The 21,443-nt window shown below is 63.1% G+C and carries 19 protein-coding genes; 5 read left to right on the top strand and 14 right to left on the bottom strand.

The window, feature by feature from the left end:
* Positions 1-3: 3 nt before the first annotated feature.
* Genes M3B90_RS02975 through M3B90_RS02965 form a run of 3 tightly spaced genes read right to left on the bottom strand, consistent with a single transcriptional unit; the run spans position 4 to position 2,424 of the window.
* Entirely contained in the window at positions 4-468 is a 465-nt protein-coding gene (locus tag M3B90_RS02975; RefSeq protein ID WP_259888568.1) for a hypothetical protein, read from the bottom strand.
* Positions 455-1,348: a DUF58 domain-containing protein gene (locus M3B90_RS02970; RefSeq protein WP_259888567.1), complete on the bottom strand. Its 894-nt coding sequence runs from the start codon at positions 1,346-1,348 to the stop codon at positions 455-457. The genes M3B90_RS02975 and M3B90_RS02970 overlap by 14 nt, the downstream gene beginning before the upstream one ends.
* An 8-nt stretch (positions 1,349-1,356) precedes the next feature.
* Entirely contained in the window at positions 1,357-2,424 is a 1,068-nt protein-coding gene (locus tag M3B90_RS02965; RefSeq protein ID WP_259888566.1) for a MoxR family ATPase, read from the bottom strand.
* Positions 2,425-2,558: 134 nt separating this feature from the next.
* Here M3B90_RS02965 and glgX point away from each other — a divergent pair, with 134 nt between their 5' ends.
* The 3 genes from glgX (at position 2,559) to glgB (ending at position 9,045) form a co-directional block, all read left to right on the top strand.
* Entirely contained in the window at positions 2,559-4,712 is a 2,154-nt protein-coding gene (gene glgX, locus M3B90_RS02960) for a glycogen debranching protein GlgX (protein WP_259888565.1), read from the top strand.
* An 85-nt stretch (positions 4,713-4,797) separates the two neighbouring features.
* Positions 4,798-6,816 (top strand): alpha-1,4-glucan--maltose-1-phosphate maltosyltransferase, encoded by a 2,019-nt coding sequence (locus M3B90_RS02955; protein WP_259888564.1) that lies wholly within the window; start codon positions 4,798-4,800, stop codon positions 6,814-6,816.
* Between the two features lie 24 nt (positions 6,817-6,840).
* Positions 6,841-9,045: a 1,4-alpha-glucan branching protein GlgB gene (gene glgB, locus M3B90_RS02950; protein WP_259888563.1), complete on the top strand. Its 2,205-nt coding sequence runs from the start codon at positions 6,841-6,843 to the stop codon at positions 9,043-9,045.
* 73 nt (positions 9,046-9,118) lie between these two features.
* Here glgB and M3B90_RS02945 read toward each other — a convergent pair whose 3' ends face one another.
* Genes M3B90_RS02945 through M3B90_RS02935 form a run of 3 tightly spaced genes read right to left on the bottom strand, consistent with a single transcriptional unit; the run spans position 9,119 to position 12,233 of the window.
* Positions 9,119-9,991, bottom strand: a complete 873-nt coding sequence (locus M3B90_RS02945; protein WP_259888562.1) for a co-chaperone YbbN — start codon at positions 9,989-9,991, stop codon at positions 9,119-9,121.
* 32 nt (positions 9,992-10,023) lie between these two features.
* Complete coding sequence (locus M3B90_RS02940) at positions 10,024-11,058, bottom strand: hypothetical protein (RefSeq protein WP_259888561.1); 1,035 nt, start codon at positions 11,056-11,058, stop codon at positions 10,024-10,026.
* Positions 11,055-12,233 carry a hypothetical protein gene (locus M3B90_RS02935; RefSeq protein WP_259888560.1) on the bottom strand — a complete coding sequence of 393 codons (1,179 nt, stop codon included), beginning with the start codon at positions 12,231-12,233 and terminating at the stop codon, positions 11,055-11,057. The genes M3B90_RS02940 and M3B90_RS02935 overlap by 4 nt, the downstream gene beginning before the upstream one ends.
* Before the next feature lie 165 nt (positions 12,234-12,398).
* On the opposite strand from M3B90_RS02935, the gene nucS reads away from it, so the two are divergent.
* Both nucS and M3B90_RS02925 read left to right on the top strand, forming a co-directional pair.
* Positions 12,399-13,082, top strand: coding sequence for an endonuclease NucS (gene nucS / locus M3B90_RS02930; RefSeq protein ID WP_259888559.1), 684 nt, complete (start codon positions 12,399-12,401; stop codon positions 13,080-13,082).
* A complete protein-coding gene (locus M3B90_RS02925; protein ID WP_259888558.1) occupies positions 13,083-14,279 on the top strand; it encodes an N-acetylglucosamine-6-phosphate deacetylase in 1,197 nt (398 codons plus the stop codon). It begins immediately after the preceding gene.
* Positions 14,280-14,351: 72 nt separating this feature from the next.
* Here the strand turns inward: M3B90_RS02925 and M3B90_RS02920 are convergent, their stop codons facing one another.
* The 8 genes from M3B90_RS02920 to atpB form a co-directional block, all read right to left on the bottom strand.
* A complete protein-coding gene (locus tag M3B90_RS02920) occupies positions 14,352-14,681 on the bottom strand; it encodes a F0F1 ATP synthase subunit epsilon (protein WP_259888557.1) in 330 nt (109 codons plus the stop codon).
* Positions 14,678-16,162, bottom strand: a complete 1,485-nt coding sequence (gene atpD / locus M3B90_RS02915) for a F0F1 ATP synthase subunit beta (protein ID WP_259888556.1) — start codon at positions 16,160-16,162, stop codon at positions 14,678-14,680. Before atpD ends, M3B90_RS02920 begins: the two co-directional genes overlap by 4 nt.
* Positions 16,163-16,189: 27 nt before the next feature.
* Entirely contained in the window at positions 16,190-17,110 is a 921-nt protein-coding gene (locus tag M3B90_RS02910) for a F0F1 ATP synthase subunit gamma (protein ID WP_259888555.1), read from the bottom strand.
* A 44-nt stretch (positions 17,111-17,154) separates the two neighbouring features.
* A complete protein-coding gene (gene atpA, locus M3B90_RS02905) occupies positions 17,155-18,783 on the bottom strand; it encodes a F0F1 ATP synthase subunit alpha (RefSeq protein ID WP_259888554.1) in 1,629 nt (542 codons plus the stop codon).
* Between the two features lie 70 nt (positions 18,784-18,853).
* Positions 18,854-19,666, bottom strand: coding sequence for a F0F1 ATP synthase subunit delta (locus M3B90_RS02900; RefSeq protein WP_259888553.1), 813 nt, complete (start codon positions 19,664-19,666; stop codon positions 18,854-18,856).
* A 14-nt stretch (positions 19,667-19,680) separates the two neighbouring features.
* Positions 19,681-20,223 (bottom strand): F0F1 ATP synthase subunit B, encoded by a 543-nt coding sequence (locus M3B90_RS02895; RefSeq protein ID WP_259888552.1) that lies wholly within the window; start codon positions 20,221-20,223, stop codon positions 19,681-19,683.
* A 12-nt stretch (positions 20,224-20,235) separates the two neighbouring features.
* A complete protein-coding gene (gene atpE, locus M3B90_RS02890; protein WP_259888551.1) occupies positions 20,236-20,466 on the bottom strand; it encodes an ATP synthase F0 subunit C in 231 nt (76 codons plus the stop codon).
* 92 nt (positions 20,467-20,558) lie between these two features.
* The gene (gene atpB / locus M3B90_RS02885; RefSeq protein WP_259888550.1) at positions 20,559-21,365 is read right to left on the bottom strand and encodes a F0F1 ATP synthase subunit A; all 807 of its coding nucleotides are present in this window, start codon (positions 21,363-21,365) and stop codon (positions 20,559-20,561) included.
* Between the last annotated feature and the right edge of the window lie 78 nt (positions 21,366-21,443).

The raw sequence follows: 21,443 nt of genomic DNA, 5'->3' as shown, positions 1-21,443 counted from the left end.
AACTCATGACCATGCGCGCACCACCGACCTCGCTGCGTGCATGGTTTCGGAAAGGCGCGTGCGGCTCTCGCGCGCATAGCCGGCTTCGTGGGTGCGGGCCAAGAGGTTTCCGACGCTTGCCGTGCGCGGATCGGCCAGCACTTTTTCGAGAGGTTCGTGGCGAATATCGAGCCCCTCGCTGCGGAGGACAAAGACGCGAAGGACCGCTTCAAGTTCGCGGTGACCATCACGAGGGCTCATGTCGCCGGCCGCGACCTCGTCGCCAATGGCGTTAATCGACCGGAGGAACTCGGCCTTAAGGACGTCGATTGCGCCGGGGCGCTTGCGGTAGGCGCTGCGTTCCACGAGCCACCTCGTGAGGCGAAGCAGGGTGACGATGAGCGCGATGATGACGATCGTGCACAGCACCGCGAGAATGATCCATGCGATCGAATATTGCGGCGGGTCGATGATCTCAAGGTCGCCCATTTCGCGCCCCCTGCCTGCGGAACATCGCGATCATGTCGTCAACAACGTGGTTGTCGCCGTCGGTGAGAGTGTGGACGATCCCGAGTGAATCGAGCATCGCCGTGATATCGGCTTCGCGCTTCTCACGGAAGGCATCAGCCTCATCTTGCACGGCCTTGAGCGTGCGCGTGCGGCGGAGAATCTCGCGCGGGTAGCCGGGGTCGATAATGTCGGCATCGAGATCGCTGCGCCCGAGCGGATCGGCGTCGCGAACGCGAACGACGAGCACGTCGTGACGCGTCATAAGTCGCCGAAGCGCGCCCTCGCATTCGGGGCCGGGATTTGCTTCGTCGGTAATGAGGAGCATGAGGCTCGAACGCCGCGTAAGGCGCAGGGCGCGGGTCAGCGCCCATTCAACGTTTGCGGGGGCGCCGCCGAGGACGGTGCTTTTTTGGAGTGTGCGCAAAAGAAGTTCGAGGTGGCCGCGCGAGGAGCGCGCGGGGAGCTGGAGCTGGTCGCCCGGGGTTCCCGCAACAAGCCCTACGAGGTCGCCATTGGCGTGGGCAAGGTAGCACAGGAAACCCGCTGCGGTCACGAGCGCATCGCGCTTCACGGTACCGTCGGCAGCATTTGCCGCCATCGCGCCCGAGGTATCACCGATCACGCACAGATAGCGCACGCGCTCTTCGTTGAACTGGCGGATAAGGGGCTCGCCACTTCGCGCGGTCGCCTTCCAATCGATGTCGGAGATCTTGTCGCCTGGCTGGTAGTACTTGAGATCGTCGAAATCCTCGCCACTGCCCTTAAACAGGGAGCGGCCGCGACCCGCGATGAGACCACGCACCTTTTTGGTGGTCGTGATCTCAACCTTGGCCTTGACCCTCGTGAGAAGTGACGCCAAAGCGGCCCCTACGGAAGCGGCACGGCGGAAAAGACCGCGTCGATGATCGTCTCGGGCGTGATTCCGCTCGCGAGTGCATCAAACGTCATCACGAGGCGGTGTCGCAGAACCGAATAGCGAAGCGCACGCACGTCGTCCGGAGTTGCGTAATCGCGGCCCTCGACGAGAGCGTGAGCCTGCGCGACGCGCATGAGTGCGAGCGAGCCACGGGGTGAGGCGCCAACGCGCACTGATTGCGTGAGGTTCTGGATGGGCCGCGGGCCCGAGCCGCGAGTCGAGAACACGAGGTCGATGATGTAACGCTTGACCGCGGCGTCGACGTATACGCGGTCAACCGCGCGCTGGAGAAACTCAATATCGTCCAGGGTCACGCTCGGCGGTGCACTCTTGGGGGCGCTGAGTGTGCCGGATGTCGAACGGTCGAGGATCTCGTGCTCTTCCGCGGGCCGCGGATAGGTGAGAATCTCCTTCATGAGGAAGCGGTCCATCTGGGCCTCGGGAAGAACGTACGTGCCTTCCTCCTCGATCGGGTTCTGGGTCGCGAGCACCATGAACGGATGCGGAAGTCGGTAGACCTCGCCGCCGATAGACGTTTGACGCTCCTGCATGGCCTCGAGCATCGCCGACTGGGTCTTCGCGCTCGAACGGTTAATCTCGTCGAGAAGGACGATGTTCGCGTGCACGGGACCGAGTTGGGTCGTGAATTCCCCCGTGCCGTAGTTAAAAATTTGGGTGCCAATAATGTCGTTCGGCATGAGATCCGGCGTGCACTGAATGCGGCGGAAAGATCCGCCGATCGCGCTCGCGAGCGCCTGAGCCGCAGTTGTCTTCGCGAGACCGGGAACTGATTCGAGAAGGACGTGGCCACCGGCGGCAAGGCTCGTCAAGAGCGCGAGCCTCAAACGCTCCTGGCCCACGACACGCGTACCAAATACCTCTGAGATGCTCTGGACGATGTGCGCTGCCCTCTCACGCTCTGCAGGCCCGAGAACGGGGCTTCCCGGCTGAAAAGTTCGCGCGCCAGAAGGCTGCTGGCCCCCCGGACGCTGCGGAGGATTCCCACCATTCATACTCATGCACGTACCTCTTTTGCCGCTTCCATTCGATCTCATGGGCGTGAATCGCGCACACCACGCAACGACAATACCCAACTGCGCTCAGCCTCACGTCAAAAACACGTCCAACAGCGGAAGTCTGAAACAATGTTCTCGTGACCGTTCCGCCTCCACCATCCACACCGGGCCTCGCCGTCAACGCGGCAGGCGTCGGAACCTATTCGATTCCCGCCCCACGCGCAGAAAAAATTGAGCTGTGTTTTTTCGAAGACGGCATAGAGCGTCGAATCCCGCTCCCGCACGTCGATGCGGGAGTGCACTGGGGAGCCGTCGAGGGACTGCGAGAAGGCACCCACTACGGGTTGCGCGCCTATGGCCCCTGGGAGCCCGAACAAGGCCTCGTGTTCAATCCTCACAAGCTGCTCATCGATCCCTTCGCCCATGGAATCGACCACGCTTCGTCTCTTCTCGAATCGATGTTCGCGCATACGGTCGACTCGGCACTTCGCCCCGTCGAACCACTTCGCATGGACCCCCACGACAACGCCTCTTCGGCGATCCATTCAGTCGTCACGCACGCTGATCCGCACCGTTTCGACCCCACGCTGAGGCCGCAAATCCCCCTTCGCAACACGGTCATTTACGAAGCGCACGTGCGCGGTTTTTCACAACTCAATCCCGCTCTACCTCCCGAGCTGCGCGGCACTTATGCCGGCCTCGCCCACGAAGCCTCGATCAGGTACCTGCGCGACCTCGGCATCACCGCGATCGAACTCCTTCCGATTCACGCGTCACTCGACGAAGTCCATCTCACGCGTCTTGGCCTCACAAACTACTGGGGCTACAACACCCTGAGCTTCTTCGCCCCTAACCCGCGCTATGCCACGAAAGCGTCGCGCGAGCAAGGTCCCGGGGCCGTCCTCGCCGAAGTGCAAGACATGGTGAACGCTCTTCATGCTGCGGGAATCGAAGTCATCCTCGACGTCGTCTACAACCACACGGCAGAAGGCGCAAAAGACGGCCCTACTGTCTCCTTCCGAGGGCTCGACGCCCGCGAGTACTACTGGCAGGATTCGGGGCACCTCGCAGACTTTACGGGAACCGGCAACACCTTTGATGCGAGAAGCCCGTTCGTGGTCGACCTCATCATGCGCTCGCTCCGGTTCTGGACCACGACGGTGGGGGTCGACGGCTTCCGCTTCGATCTTGCGACGACCCTCGCACGCGGCGAGCACGGTTTCGACCCCAAGCACCCGCTCGTGACCTCGATGCAGAGCGATCCAGCACTCGCGGGTATCAAGCTCATCGCAGAACCGTGGGACGTGGGAAGCTTCGGTTGGCAAACAGGGAACTTTCCCGCGGGCATGAGCGAATGGAATGACTCCTATCGCGACGACATCCGAGGCTTCTGGCTCTCAAGCAACCGCGAGCTCAACGAGCACGGCTCACCGCAACACCCCTACATCCGCGACCTCGCTACGCGTTTCGCCGGCTCCGCAGATATCTTCCGCCGAAATGACCCGCACGACCTACCCACGGGTCGCTCTCTGCGCTCGCCTCTCGCCTCGATCAACTTCGTCACCGCCCACGACGGTTTCACACTCGCCGACCTCACGACCTACAACGACAAACACAATGTCGACAACGGTGAAGAGGGCCGCGACGGAACCGACAACAACCGTTCTTTCAACCACGGTATCGAAGGCCCCGACACCACACTCGAGGCGGCACGGGATCGCAGCGCGCGAAATCTCGTCGCGACGCTTCTCACGAGCGCCGGGGTACCCATGATGACCGCCGGCGACGAGCGCCTGCGCACCCAAAATGGCAATAACAACGCGTACTGCCACGACAATGCGCTCACGTGGCTTTCGTGGGAGTCGAACCCGCGCATCGAACGCCACCTCGCCTTCACGAGCGAGGCGATCGCGATTCGCAAGGGGCTCGATGCCCTTCGCCCCACGACCTTCTTCGATGAAGCGAGGCTCGAGCATCGCGACTCTGGCGGAATCACGTGGCTCAAAGGTGACGCCTCCCCCATGAGCCACGACGACTGGTTCAATCCCGAACGTCGCCATTTGACCATCGCGATCCCCCACCGCGACGGACTCACCATCGTCGTCATGAGCAACGAGCGGGGCCCGCGCGAAGTGCGGCTGCCCGCGAACGCGTGGGGCGCTGGCTCTCTCAGGATTGCTCTCGATTCGTCTCTTGGCGGTGCGCGACTCGACCCCGAGCGCGAGCGCCTCCACCTCGATGGACCGACTGTTGTCGTGGTGCAGTCCAAGGGGTGGCGCTCCCCCGAGTGACAGGCCATGAGTGCCGACAATCTCCCAGCGCATCCCGATAAACTTTGAGGCGCAGATCACGACCACGCCAAGTTTGGGAGGCACAATGGCCACGAAGGCGAAAGCAGCGATGACCACCGGGATCGGCCGCATCCCAATTACGTCCGTCTCCCCGAATGTCGACGGTGGTCGCTTCCCCGTCAAGGCCGTTGTCGGCGAACGCATCAGGGTTCATGCTACGAGCTTTCGCGAGGGGCACGACCAGATGGGTCTCCAGCTCCTCGTCACCGACCCCGACGGCATCATGACCCGCTCTCCCATGGTGTGCACGAACCCCGGCCTCGACCACTGGGAGGGCAGTTTCCGCCCGAATCGCGAAGGCGGATGGGCCTACCGGGTCGAAGCCTTTGACGCGCCCTATCTCACGTGGGCACACAACGCCGAGGTCAAGATTGCCGCGGGGGTCGACGAAGAACTCATGTGCGCCGAAGGCGTCATCGTCCTCAAGGCCGCCCTTGCCGAGATCGCCAAGAAGAAGAGGCCGAAAACTCACAAGCCCCGCCTCGAAGCGGCGATTGATGCGCTCACCAATACGAGCCTGCATCCGTCGGCACGTATCGCTCCCGCCCTTGCCGCAGACATGCGCGAGGCGATGAACGAATACCCCCTGCGTCGTTGGCCCACGCGTTCCGAGAAGACTCCCGTGCGCGTCGAGCGCGAACGCGCCCTGTACGGCTCGTGGTACGAATTCTTCCCGCGCTCGGAAGGTGCGCGCTTCGACCCCGAGCACGGCGGCTGGGTCTCCGGCACCCTCGAAAGCTCTCTTCCTCAGCTCGAGCGCATCAAGCGCATGGGTTTCGACGTCGCCTACCTCACCCCCATTCACCCGATCGGTACCACGCATCGCAAGGGCCGCAACAACACGCTCGAGGCGCTCGAAGGGGATCCGGGGTCGCCTTATGCCATTGGTTCTTCCGACGGCGGCCACGACGCCATCCATCCCGACCTCGGCACAATCGAGGATTTCGACCGCTTCGTCGCGCACGCGAAGAATCTCGGGCTGGAGGTGGCCCTCGATATCGCGCTCCAATGCTCGCCCGATCACCCGTGGGTGAAGGAGCACCCCGAATGGTTCGTTGTGCGTGCCGACGGCTCGATCGCCTACGCCGAAAATCCCCCAAAGAAGTACCAGGACATCTATCCGCTGAGCTTCGATACCGATTACCGCGGGCTCTACGAAGCGATCCGCGATGTGCTCGAATACTGGATCTCGCACGGCGTTACCCTCTTCCGCGTGGATAACCCGCACACGAAGCCGGTGCGCTTCTGGGAGGAGCTCCTCGAGGAATTTCGCGAAACCCACCCCGAGGTGCTCTTCCTCGCGGAGGCTTTCACGAAGCCCGCGATGATGCACACCCTCGCGAAGGTCGGTTACCACCAGTCGTACACCTACTTCGCGTGGCGCCACAGCCCCGAGGAGCTGCGCGAATACATGGAAGAGCTCAAGGCGGCGGCCCACTACATGCGGCCGAGTTTTTGGCCCACCACCCACGACATCTTGACTCCTTTTATGTCCGAAGGTGGCTGGAACGCCTTCCGCCTTCGCGCGATCCTTGCGGCTACGCTCTCGCCCACGTGGGGCATTTACTCGGGCTTCGAACTTGTGGAAAGCACGCCGAGGCCGGGAGCCCAGGAAAACATCGATAACGAAAAGTACGAGTACAAACCACGCGACTACGAGGCCGCGCTAGGCTCGGGTCGATCGCTCGAACCTCTCCTTACGCGCCTCAACGAGGTGCGCCGGGCTCATCCCGCACTCCAAACCCTCACGACGATGCGCTTCCACGGCGCAGACGACGATCGCGTGCTCGTGTTTTCTAAGCACGTGGAAGGTCGCGATACCGAGGACGGCCTCGATGACACGATCATCGTCGTTTCCATGACCGAGGCGCAGGGCGGTACGTCAACGTGGGTGCACATCGACACCGAAGCACTCAACATTCACTCTGACTACATGGTCGAGGACCTGCTCACTGGCGAGCAATTCCTGTGGGATCGCGATAACTATGTCGAGTTGAACGCTGACTACCGACCCGCCCACATCCTCCGCGTTATCCGCTACTGAGCGCCGTCACCAAAGGAGATAGACATGAGCGCAGCCCCTCCCCTCCTCCCCGCGAGCGACCACGAGCTCGGGTCGGTTGCGACCGGCTCGTACTACTCGCCCCACTCGATCCTCGGCCTTCACGAATACGAAGGCGGGTACACGATCCGTACCCTCAAGCCTTTCGCCGACAGGGTCGAGGCTCTCGTGCGACTCGAAAGCGGTGAGCGCCTCGAGGTTGACCTCACCCACGAGTACGACGGCATCTTTAGCGGCACCTTCGAGGCACCCGATTCGCCGATCGTGCTGCACCGCTTGCGCGTCACGTGGCCGGGCGGAGGCACGGAAATCGTGGATGACCCCTACCGGTTCCTCCCCACAATCAGCGACTTTGACCTGCACCTCATCCGCGAGGGGCGCCACGAGGAGCTTTGGCGGGCGCTCGGCGCACACGTGCGTACCCTCGACGGCATCCGAGGCACGAGCTTCACCGTGTGGGCGCCGAACGCCGCTGCGGTCCAGGTGATCGGCGATTTCAACGGGTGGAACGGCCGCCGCACGGCAATGCGCTCGCTCGGTGACTCGGGCGTGTGGGAGATCTTCCTTCCCGGAGTGCGCGCGGGCGCGGTCTACAAATTCCGCATCCTCGGCGCCGACAAGGTTTGGCGCGAGAAGGCAGACCCGATGGCGCGCCTCGCTGAGGTCCCGCCAGCAACTGGCAGCGTCGTGGTTGACTCGAAATTCGAGTGGACCGACGATGCTTTCCTTGCCGAGCGCGCCCAGAAAAACCCTCTTGAATCGCAAATGTCGATCTATGAGGTCCACCTCGCTTCGTGGCGCCCCTTCTCCTCGTATCGAGACCTTGCCGAGCCGCTTGTCGAGTACGTCAAGGGCATGGGATACACGCACGTCGAGTTCCTCCCGCTTGCCGAGCACCCCTTTGGTGGCTCGTGGGGCTACCAGGTCACCGGGTACTACGCACCTACGTCGCGCCTCGGCCACCCCGATGACCTGCGCTACCTCATCAACGCGCTCCATGAGGCGGGCATCGGCGTCATTATGGACTGGGTGCCCGCCCACTTCCCGAAGGACGAGTGGGCGCTCGGCCGCTTTGACGGCACGGCGCTTTACGAGCACGCCGACCCTCGAAAGGGCGAGCATCCCGACTGGGGCACCTACATCTTCGATCTCGGCCGCACCGAGGTGCGCAACTTCCTCGTGGCAAACGCGTGCTACTGGCTCGAGGAGTTCCACGTCGATGGCCTCCGCGTCGATGCCGTCGCCTCGATGCTCTACCTCGACTACTCGCGAGGCGAAGGCGAGTGGATCCCGAACGAGTACGGAGGTCGCGAAAATCTCGAAGCGATTGACTTCCTCAAGGAGGTCAACGCGACAGCCTATAAGCGTGCCCCCGGCATCACGATGATCGCCGAGGAATCCACGTCATTCCCGGGTGTCACGAAACCCACCGACCAGGGCGGCCTTGGCTTTGGCTTCAAGTGGAACATGGGCTTCATGCACGACACGCTCGAGTACCTTGGCCAGGACCCCATTTACCGTCAGTACCGCCACCACGAGCTCACGTTCGCGATGGTCTACCAGTACTCGGAAAATTTCATCCTGCCGATCTCTCATGACGAGGTCGTGCACGGCAAAGCCCCGCTCCTTCGCAAGGCTCCCGGTGACGATTGGCAGCAGGCCGCAAACCTTCGCGCCTATTTGAGCCTCATGTGGGCGCATCCGGGCAAGCAGCTTCTCTTCATGGGATGCGACTTCGCGCAAGGAACGGAGTGGAACGAGAACCAGGCGCTCCCGTTCTGGCTTCTCGACTTCCCGCTCCACCAGGGTGTCAACGACTACGTGCGCGATCTTAATCGCGTGCAGCGCACCCACCCGGCGCTCTACGAGCTCGATCAGGAAGTCGCGGGGTTCCGCTGGCTCGATGCCGATGCCGCGGGCCACAATCTCGTGGCGTTCGCTCGCTACGACCGCAAGGGCAACCCGGTTGTGGCCATCATTAACTTCTCGCCCGAGCCGTGGCGCGAATTCCGCATTGGCCTTCCCGAGGGGGGCGCGTGGGCCGAGATCCTCAATTCCGATGCCGTGAGCTACGGCGGAAGCGGCGTGGGGAACCTCGGCCGAGTCCAGGCTGAACCGGTTCCCTACGGCGGCCTCGATTATTCGGTGCGTATGAGCGTGCCGCCGCTTGGCGCCGTCTTCTTCACACCAGAGCGCAACGTGCGGGAGTAACGGGAGCGGGACAGAAATGAGGCTTGCGTTCCGTTGAGGATCGCAGGCCTCTTTTTTCGAGCGAGCGCCCTTCTTAGAACATGAGGCGGCTGAGCTTCTTACGCGCCTGAAGCACGCGGTCGTCTTCGGCTCCCACGACATCAAAAAGCTCAAGCAACCGCGCGCGGATGCGGTCGCGCTCGGCAGGCGTATCGCGGAACGAGGTGAGCAGTCGCGCGAAGGCATCATCCACGTGCCCGCCAAGAAGGTCGAGATCCGCCGCGACGAGCTGGGCATCGATATCTTTCGGGTTCCCGGCTGCTGCCTCGCGCCCGGCTTGCAGATCAACACCCTGCGTGCGACGCATGAGTGCGATCACAGCGAGCCCCTTCTTAGCCTCGCCTGCGCCCGGATGCTCCTCGAGGTAGGCGCTGAACGCCTCCTCGGCGCCGTCCATGTCGCCGCCCTCCATCGCCGCGTATGCCTTCTCGAGTGCCTCTGGCAGCGCCGGCTGCTCAGCCTCCTCGCGAGGGGCCTCGGTGTGCATTCCCTCCTTCGCCGCGAGGCTCGCGAGCTCCTCCATGACCGGAGCGAGCTGTTCCTTTGTGACCACGCCCTCGAAGAGCGGCTGCACCTGCCCCTTCATGAGGAGCACGGCTGTGGGCAGCGACTGAACGCGAAGCGCCGCCGCGACGCGCGGCTGCTGATCGGCATCGAGGATCGCGAGACGAATCGTGCCCGCATGCTTAGCGATGACGGAGCGAAGCTCATCGGTGAAGGCCGCGCCACCGTTGACGCGCGCACTTGTCACGAAAAGGATCGTGAGCTGCTGCGCGGAGTCCTTGATGAGGCTCTCGAGGTTGGTCTCGGTGACCGCGACTTCCCCCTCGAGAGGTTCCGACGTACCGCCGGTTTGGTTTTCCTTCTTGAGCGTGTTGAAGTCCATCACGCCGTACGAGCTCGTCATCGTTTCTCCTTCGTCGTCTACCAGGATGTCGATCAGCTACCAGAGACCGAAAGGAGGACCTTATAGGCCCCGATCGGCTGGACCTTCGCTCCAGAGTCCTTCGCGGGAATATGCAAGAGCACCGTCGTGCCGTAGGTACGCACGAGCTCCTTTTCGAATTTCTTGGTGCCCGCGAGTTTCGTGTAGAGGTTGTCCTCCGAGTACGAGATCGAACCGGAGTTCACGCTCACGCGGCGAGTCGACGTGAGCGTGCCCATGATGACGGCACCGCCTTCGGCGGTCGCGAGCCCGAGGAATTCACCGTCCTTAACGGCGTATTCTTCGCGCACGGAAGCGACCTCGTCCCAGTCCACTCCCTCGTTCATTTGCGCACGTTCGCCCTGGATTTCCGCGTGGGCGCTCTGTTGGAACGGGTCCTCGAGAATGAGGTCATCGGGATCGGCATTATCGTGCCCATCCGTGAGCACCGCCGCGTACTTCGCGAGTGCCTCCTTCGGCGTCAGCACGAGACCTTGCTCTTCGATATCGACCTGCGTCGTCCCAGCCTCGGCGCTCGGCACGGTTGGCATCTCGATCCCTGCTGCCTGGCGAGCCCAGCCCCATGACGTGTAGTCGGAGCGGGCGTCCTTCTGTTCAAGGCCCACGAAGAAGCGTGCCTCCCCCGCGTTTGACGCGTCGTCCACGAGCGCGAGCGCGTAACGTGGGAAACCCTCCGAGGTCGAGGAAATCGGCACGACGAGATTGTCGCTTGGACGCTGAAGAGCGCTTTCGTGTTCGGGAACCTTCGCGATGATGTCGTAGGTCGCACGGCGGAACTCCGCGGCGCTTCCCGAGACGCGAGGGGCGAGGAGATCCCCATTCTTTTCGGCGTCCGCCTTCTCGAGCGCGCCCGCGAACTGCGTGAGAATCTCACCGAGTTTCGTCCCCGTGAGCTCGGGCGTGGGGCTCGCGAGTTTGGGGCCGGGATCGACCTTCGGCGGCTTCTTTTCACTCCCGCATGCGCTCAGCACTCCGGCCGCAGTGAGCGCGGTAAGTCCGAGGAGGCTGCGCCTCGAAAATCCTGTCATCGTTCGTCCTCAATTCGCGTAGCGATGGGGTCGGTCATGGTGGTCGTTGCGCTGCTGTCATCCGCCCGCCTGCGGCCACGGCGAGCGCCAACGCCCTTTCCGCTTGTCTCGGCTTTATCGAGCTCGAGGGCTTTGAGACGATCGGTCACGTCGTCGGGTGTACCCCGGCGGCGGCCTCTGCGCGCGATGGTTACGGGAGTATCGGAGGAAGCATCGGGCGTCGACTCAGCTTTCGGTGCACCGGCTTCTGTCGCCTCAGTATCTGCCTCCGGTACGGCCACGGGCGCGGTTTTCTCAGTCGGCTTCCCTTCGGCGGCCGGTTCGTTACTTTCGACTGGATCGCCTTCACCGCCCGGGGCCGTTTCAGCGGGGTCCTCGGTTCCGACGACTGCCTCCGCCACACGAGACCCTCCCTCTCGAGGCTTGTTTGACGCGGGCTCCTTATCATCTGTGGCTTCGGCTTGGGCGGAGCTAGCGTCGGACTCGCCCTTGCCTTCTTCGAGGACCGGACGATCCTTGATCGCTTCCTCAAGCTCCACATCACGCCTCGAGCGCGAGTTGAACGCGATGAGCAGCAGCACGAGACCGATGATGAGCAGCACGGCGCCGGCCGCGTACGCGTATGGGGTCCACGGGTTGGTCGCATTCGTTGGCCAGGTGATCTCGACCTCGGTGATGCTCGAGGAATCGCCGTCGCTCGCGAGGAGGATCGCACGATACGGTTGCCGCTTTTTCGGATCGAGTTCCGCCTTCGACCATTCCTCGATCTTGAATGAGTCGCCCGACTTCTGAGTCTTGACGTCGGTCCATAGATCCGAGTTCTGGATGCCCGCGGTGCCCTCTTTCTTATCGGCGTTCTCTGTGCTCGTGGCGAGGGTAGACCAGTTTGAAGCGCCCGTGATAGCCGTGTATTTCGAGTTCGCGAGGTACTCCTTCACAGCGCCCTCGGAGGCGGAAATCATGAAGTAATCGCCGCTCGACTTAATCGTGACGGTGCCCTTTTGCCCGCCCACGTACAGCACGCCAGGATTAATCACGACTGCTGCTCCGGGGCTTTCAAAACTCGCCTTAGCGGTGTGGTGCTCCTTCGGTGCCCACACGGTTTGGCCGGCCCATCCGAGTGCGAGTCCCGCAAGACCGAGGAGGATGAGGATGCCCGCGAGCCACTTTCGCATGGGGACACGACCTTTCACTCTTCCGACGTCAACAACGCTACTTTTCACAGTACCCACCTATTTTGGCGGAGTTTTCCGGCGATGGGCTGAAGGCTGCCACATCCAGTGGGCAGGTCAACATTTCATGTAAAGAGCGCTCAAAGACCCATCACGTAGGCTTTACCGGTGCGATTAGTTCTAGCGGAATGCTCTGTCAATTACGTCGGGCGGCTCACGGCGCATCTCGCGCGCGCCCCTCGACTGCTCGTGGTCAAAGCCGACGGCAGCGTGCTCGTCCACTCCGATGGCGGCAGCTACAAGCCCCTCAACTGGATGGCGCCGCCGTGCACGCTCACGATCGAACCCGCCGAGGCCGAAGACGCTCTCGAGACCTGGATAGTCACGCACAAGAAGACTGGCGACAGCCTCGAAATCACCGTCTTCGAAATCTTCGACGAGATGAGTCGCGACCTCGGCGTTGACCCCGGCCTCGAGAAAGCGGGCGTTGAGGCGCACCTTCAAGCGCTCCTCGCCGAAAACATGGCAAGCATCGGGGAGGGCTGGAAGCTCGTGCGCCGCGAATACCCCACCGCTATCGGCCCCGTGGACATTCTCGCGAAGAACCCCGAAGGCGGAACGGTCGCGATCGAAATCAAGCGCCGCGGCGAGATCGACGGCGTCGAGCAGCTCACCCGCTATGTGGAGCTCCTCAACCGTGATCCGCTCCTCGCCCCTGTGACCGGGATGTTCGCCGCGCAGGAAATCAAGCCGCAGGCCCGCACGCTTGCGAAAGACCGCGGCTTCGAATGCCTCACCCTTGACTACGACGAACTTCGCGGTATCGACAACTCCGAATTGAGGCTCTTCTAAATGGCAATGCGCATCGACGGCACCGCTTTTCTCTCAAGAACTTTCGTTCCGGACGCCGCCATCGTTCTTGACGGCGGCACAATCGCCTACGCCGGCCCGGCAAGCGAAGTTCCCCGTGGCTTCGAGACCCACAGGCACATGCGCCACGACGGGCTCATACTCCCCGGTCTCGTGGACATCCACTGCCACGGCGGCGGCGGATTCTCCTTCCCCGACACCGAGAACCCCGAGCAGGCGGCGCCCGCGATCGCGGAACATCGCGCACACGGCACGACGAGCATCGTCGCCTCGCTCGTCACCGCGTCTCAAGAAACACTCCTCGCACGCGTGAGCGCGCTTCGCTCCCTCGTCGAAAGCGGCGAACTCGCGGGGATCCACCTCGAAGGCCCCTTCATTTCACACGCGCGCAAAGGCGCACACGATCCCCAGTTCATCGCCGAGGGCGACGCCGAGCGCACCCATGCGCTGCTCGAGGCGGGCGGCGGCACGATCGCAACCATGACGATCGCACCCGAAATCGACCTCGACGGCGCCGTCTCCCACGCCCTGATCGCGAACGGGGCCCTCCCGAGCTACGGCCACACTGACTGCACCGGCGAGCAGATGGTCACCGCGATCCACAAGGCACGAGAGGGGCTCGCAAGCGTCGGACCAGAAGCCCGCTCCTCCCTCCCCACCGCCACCCACCTGTTCAACGCGATGCGGCCCATCCACCACCGCGATGCCGGCCCCGCATTCGCCGCGATCGACCAGGCAGCGCAGGGCGCCGTAGTGGCCGAACTCATCGCCGACGGCGTCCATACCTCCGCCGACACCGTGCGCTACACGTTCGACCTCATCGGGGACGGTCAGATCATGCTCATCACCGACGCGATGGCCGCCACCGGCATGGCCGACGGCAACTACGTGCTCGGCTCGCTCCCCGTGACGGTGAAAAATGGCGTCGCAACCCTCACCGAGGGCGGGGCGATCGCGGGCGGCACCGCCCACCTTCTCGATGTCGTGCGCTTCGCGCACCTCGACGCGGGAGTACCGCTTGAGCGCGCGGTTCTCGCCGCGACCGCAACTCCTGCACGTGTTCTCGGCCGCGCGGACATCGGCCAGCTTCGCGAAGGCGCACGCGCCGATCTCGTGCTCGTCGACGCTGAGGGCCTCTCCCCCGTTCGCGTCATGCACGGCGGAGGCTGGGTGAACTAACCACAGACATACGCAAAGACCCCACCTGCACGCGGCAGGTGGGGTCTTCTGCGATAGGAAGTCTCGCGGATGCTAGTCGTCGGCGTTACCCTCGAGCTCCGTCGCGGGCTGCGCGCGATCCAGGGCAGCCTCGCGGGCCGCTTCCTCGGTAAGAACCTCGTCGGCGACGACATTCACACCGTCCGCGTCAACGGCACAAAAACCGCCCGTGACCACGAACGAGTGCTTCTCGCCGCCAAATTCAGTAATCACGACGGGGCCGGCGCTCAGGAGGGCTAGGTGCGGCTCCATACCCGCCATGATGCCCATGGCACCATCGATGGCGTGCACCGAGACGTACTCGGCCTCGCCCTCCCAGACGCCGCCCTCGGCGGAAACGAAGTTGACCTTGACGGCACTCACTTCGAGGTTTCCTTCTGGATACGATCCCAGTTCTTCAGCACGTCGTCGATACCGCCAACGTTGAAGAAGGCCTGCTCGGCGATGTGGTCGAACTCGCCATCGCAAATACCCTTGAAGCCCTCGATCGTGTCACGCAGCGGCACATCCGAGCCGTCCACACCGGTGAACTGCTTCGCCATGTGGGTGTTCTGCGAAAGGAACTGCTGGATGCGGCGAGCGCGGGCCACGATGACCTTGTCCTCTTCCGAGAGTTCATCGACACCGAGCATCGCGATGATGTCCTGGAGTTCCTTGTTGCGCTGAAGGATCTGCTTGACGCGCACGGCAACCTCGTAGTGATCCTGGCCGATGTAGCGCGGATCGAGAATGCGCGAGGTCGAGGCGAGCGGATCGATCGCGGGGTACAGACCACGCGACGCGATTTCACGGCTCAGCTCGGTCGTCGCATCGAGGTGCGCGAACGTCGTGGCCGGGGCCGGGTCGGTGTAGTCGTCGGCCGGAACGTAAATGGCCTGCATCGACGTAATCGAGTGGCCGCGCGTCGAGGTAATGCGCTCCTGGAGCACACCCATCTCGTCCGCGAGGTTCGGCTGATAGCCCACTGCCGAAGGCATACGGCCGAGGAGGGTCGACACCTCGGAGCCCGCCTGCGTGAAGCGGAAGATGTTGTCGATGAACAGGAGCACGTCCTGGTTCTGCACGTCGCGGAAGTACTCCGCCATCGTGAGCGCCGAGAGCGCAACGCGAAGGCGCGTGCCCGGCGGCTCGTCCATCTGGCCGAACACGAGGGCGGTCTTCTCAATCACGCCCGATTCGGTCATTTCCTCGATGAGGTCCCAGCCCTCACGGGTGCGCTCGCCAACGCCAGCGAACACGGACACACCGTCGTGGTTGTTCGCCACGCGGTAGATCATCTCCTGGATGAGCACGGTCTTGCCCACGCCTGCGCCGCCGAACAGGCCGATCTTGCCGCCCTGTACGTACGGGGTGAGGAGGTCGATCGACTTGATGCCCGTCTCGAACATCTGAGTCTTCGACTCGAGCTGATCGAAGTTCGGGGCCTTGCGGTGAATGGGCCAGCGTTCGTTGATCTCGAGCTTTTCGCCCTCTTCGCCGTTGAGCACGTTGCCCACGACGTCGAATACACGCCCGAGGGTGAAGTCACCGACGGGAACGGAGATCGGGGCGCCGGTGTCGCGAACGGCCTGGCCGCGCACGAGGCCGTCGGTGGGCTTGAGCGCGATGCCGCGCACCATGCCGTCGCCGAGGTGCTGGGCGACCTCGAGGGTGAGGGTCTGCGTGGTGGTGCTGCCGTCCGCGTCGCCCGTGGGCAGTTCGATCTCGGTGACGAGGGCGTTGTACATGTCGGGGATCTGGCCCGCGGGGAATTCGACGTCGACAACGGCGCCGGTCACGCGAGCGACACGACCGATGACGGCGCTGGCCTCGGTCTGGGCCGGGGCGTTTTCGGTGATGGTCATTCTTCTACTCCAAATGTGCTTTCGTGCTCAGCGTTCTTTCCTGCCGGAGGCATTGAGGGCGTCCGCACCGCCCACGATCTCCGTGATTTCCTGGGTGATCTCGGCCTGGCGAGCGGAGTTTGCGAGGCGAGTGAACTTCTGGATCTGCGTTTCCGCGTTGTCGGTCGCGGTCTTCATCGCCTTCTGCCTGCTCGCGTGCTCCGACGCGATCGACTGAAGAAGGATGTTGATGATGCGCGACTCGACGTAGCGCGGCACGAGCTCTTCGAACACCTCGTCGGCGCTCGGCGTGTACTCGTACAGCGGGTACTGCTTCGTCAGCCTGCTCTCGGCGGCGTCCCCAGACGTGAGTTGAAGCGGCACGAGGCGCACAACGTTCACGTCCTGGCGGAAGCGGTTCGTGAACCGGTGCCCCACGACATAAAGCTCATCGAGGTGCTCCTCGACCTCTTCGGAAAGCAGTGCCTCGCGAAAGAGCGCCGAAATTTCGCGCCCGAGCCTTGGAAGTTCTTCTTCCTTGACGCCCACCCACGACTTCTCGGCGGGGCGGTTGCGGAACCGGTAGTACGAATCGCCCTTGCGGCCAACGACGTACAGGATCGGCTGCTTGCCTTCTTCGCGAAGCTTGTTCGTGAGGTGCTCGGCCTCGCGGATCGCGCTCGGCGAGTACGAACCCGCCATGCCGCGATCCGAGGTAATGAGGAGAACACCGACGCGGTTCGAGAAGGTGCGATCCGCTTCAAGGAACGGGTGGTTCGCCTCTTCCGAGTGCTGCACGACCGAGGCGATCGCGTTCGTGATCGCCTGTGCGTAGGGGGTCGTGGCCTGCACGCGCGCGTGCGCCTTCGAGATTCGGGCAGCCGCGATCATTTCCTGGGCCTGGAAGATTTTCTTCATGCCCTTCGCGGAGCCGATCCGCTTCTTATATTCCCTTTGCTGGGCTCCCATATCTCTCCCTCGTGACTAACGTTCTCTTACTCGAACATCCGCCACTACTTGGAGGACTTGAGGATCGACTCTTGCTCGATTGACTCGTTCTCAATCACGCCATCGTCGTCGTACACGGCGTCCTTCTGCTTTTCAGCGAAGTAGTCGCGCTTGACGTTCTCGATCACGGTCTCGAGCTCAGCTTCGGTCTCCGGGGAGAACTTCTTGGTCTCACGGATCGTCTCGAGGATCGTGCCGTTGTGGCGCAGGAACTCGTGCAGGCGCTCCTCGAACTCGAGAATCTCATCAACCTCGATTTCGTCGAGCTTGCCGCGCGTGCCAGCCCAGATCGAGACGACCTGTTCTTCGAAAGGCATGGGCTTTGCCTGGCCCTGCTTGAGGAGCTCGGTGAGGCGAGCGCCGCGCGCGAGCTGCTGCTTCGAGGCGGCATCCAGATCCGAGGCGAACATCGCGAAGGCCTCGAGGTCGCGGTACTGCGCGAGCGAGATCTTGAGCGTGCCGGAGACGCCCTTCATCGCCTTGGTCTGCGCCGAACCACCCACGCGCGACACCGAGATGCCAACGTCCACGGCGGGGCGCTGGTTGGCGTTGAAGAGGTCCGACTGCAAGAAGCACTGGCCGTCGGTAATCGAAATGACGTTCGTAGGAATGTACGCCGAGACGTCATTCGCCTTCGTTTCGATGATCGGAAGGCCGGTCATCGACCCGCCGCCCATCTCGTCGGAGAGCTTTGCGCAGCGCTCGAGGAGACGCGAGTGGAGGAAGAAGACGTCACCCGGGTAAGCCTCGCGGCCCGGCGGACGGCGCAGAAGAAGCGACACGGCACGGTAGGCCTCGGCCTGCTTCGAGAGGTCATCGAACACGATGAGAACGTGCTTACCCTCGTACATCCAGTGCTGGCCGATGGCCGAGCCGGCGTAGGGGGCGATGTACTTGAAGCCCGCGGGATCGGAAGCGGGAGCCGCAACGATGGTCGTGTAGTCGAGCGCGCCGTTTTCCTCGAGGGTTGCACGCACCGAGGCGATGGTCGAACCCTTCTGGCCCACGGCGACGTAGATGCAGCGCACCTGCTGATCAGGGTCGCCCGTTTCCCAGTTGGCCTTCTGGTTGAGAATCGTGTCCACGGCAATCGTGGTCTTGCCGGTCTGACGGTCGCCAATGATGAGCTGGCGCTGACCGCGGCCGATCGGGGTCATCGAGTCGATGGCCTTGATGCCGGTCTGGAGTGGCTCCTTCACGCTCTTACGCTGCATCACGCTCGGCGCCTGGAGTTCAAGGGCGCGGCGGCCCGTGGTCTCGATATCGCCGAGACCGTCGATCGGGCGACCCATCGGGTCCACGACACGGCCAAGGTAACCGTCGCCAACGGGGACCGAAAGGACCTCCCCGGTGCGGCGCACCTCCTGGCCTTCTTCGATGCCGGTGAACTCGCCGAGCACAACGACGCCGACCTCGCGAAGCTCGAGGTTGAGGGCGAGGCCGAGCGTGCCGTCTTCGAAGCGCACGAGCTCGTTTGCCATGAGGTTCGGCAGACCCGAGACGCGTGCAATGCCGTCTGCTGATTCGGTAACGCGGCCGATTTCTTCGCGACCTGCGTTCTGGGGCTGGTAGTTCGACACCGCAGTGTCGAGTGCGTCCCGGATGTCCTCGGGACGAATGGTGAGCTCGGCCATCGCGCTCCGCTTCCTTCTTGGTCATTCCCGGCGGCGCCGGGAGGGGTGTTCGTGTTCTCGTTGGTGATTCTTAGGCGGAAATGCGTTCGCGAGCATCGCGAACACGGCCGAAGATCGTGGCGTCGTAGAGGTCGTCACCGATCGTGATGCGGAGGCCGCCAATCACGCTCGGGTCGATCTCGTAGTTCAGGCTTAGCTCGCCGCCATAGCGGGCGGAGAGGATGCGCGTGAGGCGTTCTTGCTGCTCGGAGGTCAGCGCTACCGCGCTCGTGACCACGCCGGAGCGACGGTCGCGCTCAGCGCTCGCGAAGCGTGCGAACTCGAGGAGCCGGGCGGGAACCTTCGCAGCGGCCTCGAAGCTCACCGCTTGCGCGGCAATTGAGACGGTTGCCTGGTCCACCTTGCCACTCAGGAGCTTCTCGATGATCCCCACGCGCGCCGGTACGTCGTCGCGTTTGGAATCGAATGCCTCGGAGAGCTCCGGGGTGTCCTCAACGAGGCGCGCGACCTGGAAGAGTTCTTCTTCCACCGTGTGCGCCGCACCGCGACCTCGAGCTTCGTCGAGAACGAGGGCCACGCCCGCGAATTCGATTCCTTCGAGGAAGTGGTTTTGCTCCGACCAGGTGCACCGCGATGCCTCAAGGAGCACCTCGAGGCAGGCTTCGCTCACGCGGCCTCCAAAGAGGCGCCGCACGACGTCGGCCTTGAGGTCCTCGTCGCGACCGGGGTCGCTCAAGAGGCGAACGAGCTGATTGCTCGAGTCGATCACGCGCACGGCTTCGAAGAGCTCGCTCGCGATCTCGGTGCTGGGGGCGTTCGCCGAGGTGGTCTCCGAGGCGCACCGTAGCACGCTCTGGAGCGACGTGGCGGAAACTCCGCGCATGTGCTGTGCCTTCCTTACTTCGCCGCGGTCGACGATTCGAGCTCGTCGAGGAACCGATCGATCACGCGGCGCGAGCGCTCATCGTCGCTGAGCGACTCGCCAACGATCTTCGAGGCGAGGGTGCTGGCGAGCGAGCCGACTTCGCCGCGAAGCTCGGCGCTTGCTTGCGCTTGCTCAGCCGCGATCTGCTGCTTGCCCGCACCGATCATGCGTTCGGTCTCAAGGCTTGCACGCGTGCGGGCCTCTTCGATGATGCGCGAGCCCTCTTCGCGGGCCTTTTCGCGCATCTCGGCGGCTTCACGGCGTGCGGCAGCGAGTTCGCTTTCCTGCGCAGCCTTGAGGCGATCGGCCTCGTACTGGGCTTCTTCCGCTTTACGGATGCCACCCTCGATCTTTTCGGCGCGTTCGTCCAGGACCCGGTTGAGCTTCGGGAGCACGAACTTCATGAACACGACGGCAAAGATGAGGATGAAGATGAAGCTCCAGATAATTTCGGAAACTTCGGGGATCAGCAGGGCGTACTTGCTGACCTCTCCTTCTCCACTTGCCAGATACATGGGGAATTAACCTCAGGAGAAGAGGAGGCCGGTCACGATCGCGAGAAGCGCGATGATCTCGACGAACGCGATGGCGATAATCATGGTCGTCTGGAGCGAGCCGCGAATTTCGGGCTGGCGCGCCATCGACTCGACGGTCTTCGCGCCGATCATGCCGATGCCGAGGGCCGGACCGAGAGCCGCGACGCCGTAGCTGAGCGAGGAGAGGTTACCGGTGATTTCAGCGAGAATGGTGGTGCCCACGTGGGTATTCCTTTCGGTTTTCTGCCGCGTTGCCGGGCAGGGTGTCGGTTGTGAGCCGAAGCTCTAAGGGAAAATCTAGGTGACTCGGGTGGTCAGTGGCTTTCGCTCGTGGCCATGTTGATGTACACGGACGCAAGGATCGTGAAGATGAAGGCCTGGAGGAGGGCAACGAAGACTTCGAAGCCGTAGATGCCGAGGGCGAAGACGCCCGCGAACGGGCTCGCGATCATGAGCAGCGAGCCGGAAAGCAAGAGCGCTTGCGTGAGCGAGATGAACACGACGAGCATCATGTGGCCCGCGACCATGTTGGCGAGAAGACGGATGGTCAGCGAGAACCAGCGCACGAGTGCAAGCTGAAGAAATTCGATGGGCACGAGCAGGAAGTACACGGGCTTCGGAACGCCCGGGGGCATTGTTTCGTGCTTGATGTAGCCGAGCACACCGTGCTGCTTCATGCCGCAGATGACGTAGGTGGCGAAGGTCCACAGCGCGAGCATGAGGGGCATGCCGATCACGGAGGTGCCCGCGAGGTTGAGGCCGGGGGTGACGCCCGCGAGGTTCATCGAAAGAACGAGGAAGAAGAGCGTGTAGAGCATGGGCGCGAAACGTCGGCCCTTCGACTTGCCGAGTACGGGTTCGATCGCGTTGTCGCGAATAAAGCCCATGAAGAGTTCGAAGATGCTCTGGATGCGGCCGGGCACGATCTTCGCGCGGGAGGCGATTGCGTAGGTGATGGCGAGGCAGCCCACCACGACAATGAGGCGCACGAGTTGCACGCGGTTGAACTCAAACGGGGTGCCCGCAAAGAGGATCGCGTCGGGGAAGAAGTCGGCAAGGGAGGGGGTATGGAAATCCAGCCCACCTTCAGCGACGAGACGAGTAGTTTCGCGAGGAATCAACTGCTCTTACTCCAGGGTTCTCGGCTCACGCTTAGCGTGTGCCACGGGCACGGGACGGTCTGTTCGAAACGGCTTCGA

Source organism: Dermabacter sp. p3-SID358 (genome assembly GCF_025147465.1).
Classification (GTDB): Bacteria; Actinomycetota; Actinomycetes; order Actinomycetales; family Dermabacteraceae; genus Dermabacter.
This window is presented reverse-complemented; position numbering and strand designations above follow the sequence as displayed.

Excerpts from the sequence above, each read along its gene's own strand:
- M3B90_RS02975 (WP_259888568.1), bottom strand. The coding sequence starts at position 468 with ATGGGCGACCTTGAGATCATCGACCCGCCGCAATATTCGATCGCATGG.
- M3B90_RS02965 (WP_259888566.1), bottom strand. The coding sequence starts at position 2,424 with ATGAGTATGAATGGTGGGAATCCTCCGCAGCGTCCGGGGGGCCAGCAG.
- M3B90_RS02955 (WP_259888564.1), top strand. The coding sequence starts at position 4,798 with ATGGCCACGAAGGCGAAAGCAGCGATGACCACCGGGATCGGCCGCATC.
- glgB (WP_259888563.1), top strand. The coding sequence starts at position 6,841 with ATGAGCGCAGCCCCTCCCCTCCTCCCCGCGAGCGACCACGAGCTCGGG.
- M3B90_RS02945 (WP_259888562.1), bottom strand. The coding sequence starts at position 9,991 with ATGACGAGCTCGTACGGCGTGATGGACTTCAACACGCTCAAGAAGGAA.
- M3B90_RS02940 (WP_259888561.1), bottom strand. The coding sequence starts at position 11,058 with ATGACAGGATTTTCGAGGCGCAGCCTCCTCGGACTTACCGCGCTCACT.
- M3B90_RS02935 (WP_259888560.1), bottom strand. The coding sequence starts at position 12,233 with ATGCGAAAGTGGCTCGCGGGCATCCTCATCCTCCTCGGTCTTGCGGGA.
- M3B90_RS02925 (WP_259888558.1), top strand. The coding sequence starts at position 13,083 with ATGGCAATGCGCATCGACGGCACCGCTTTTCTCTCAAGAACTTTCGTT.
- atpD (WP_259888556.1), bottom strand. The coding sequence starts at position 16,162 with ATGACCATCACCGAAAACGCCCCGGCCCAGACCGAGGCCAGCGCCGTC.
- M3B90_RS02910 (WP_259888555.1), bottom strand. The coding sequence starts at position 17,110 with ATGGGAGCCCAGCAAAGGGAATATAAGAAGCGGATCGGCTCCGCGAAG.
- atpA (WP_259888554.1), bottom strand. The coding sequence starts at position 18,783 with ATGGCCGAGCTCACCATTCGTCCCGAGGACATCCGGGACGCACTCGAC.
- M3B90_RS02900 (WP_259888553.1), bottom strand. The coding sequence starts at position 19,666 with ATGCGCGGAGTTTCCGCCACGTCGCTCCAGAGCGTGCTACGGTGCGCC.
- M3B90_RS02895 (WP_259888552.1), bottom strand. The coding sequence starts at position 20,223 with ATGTATCTGGCAAGTGGAGAAGGAGAGGTCAGCAAGTACGCCCTGCTG.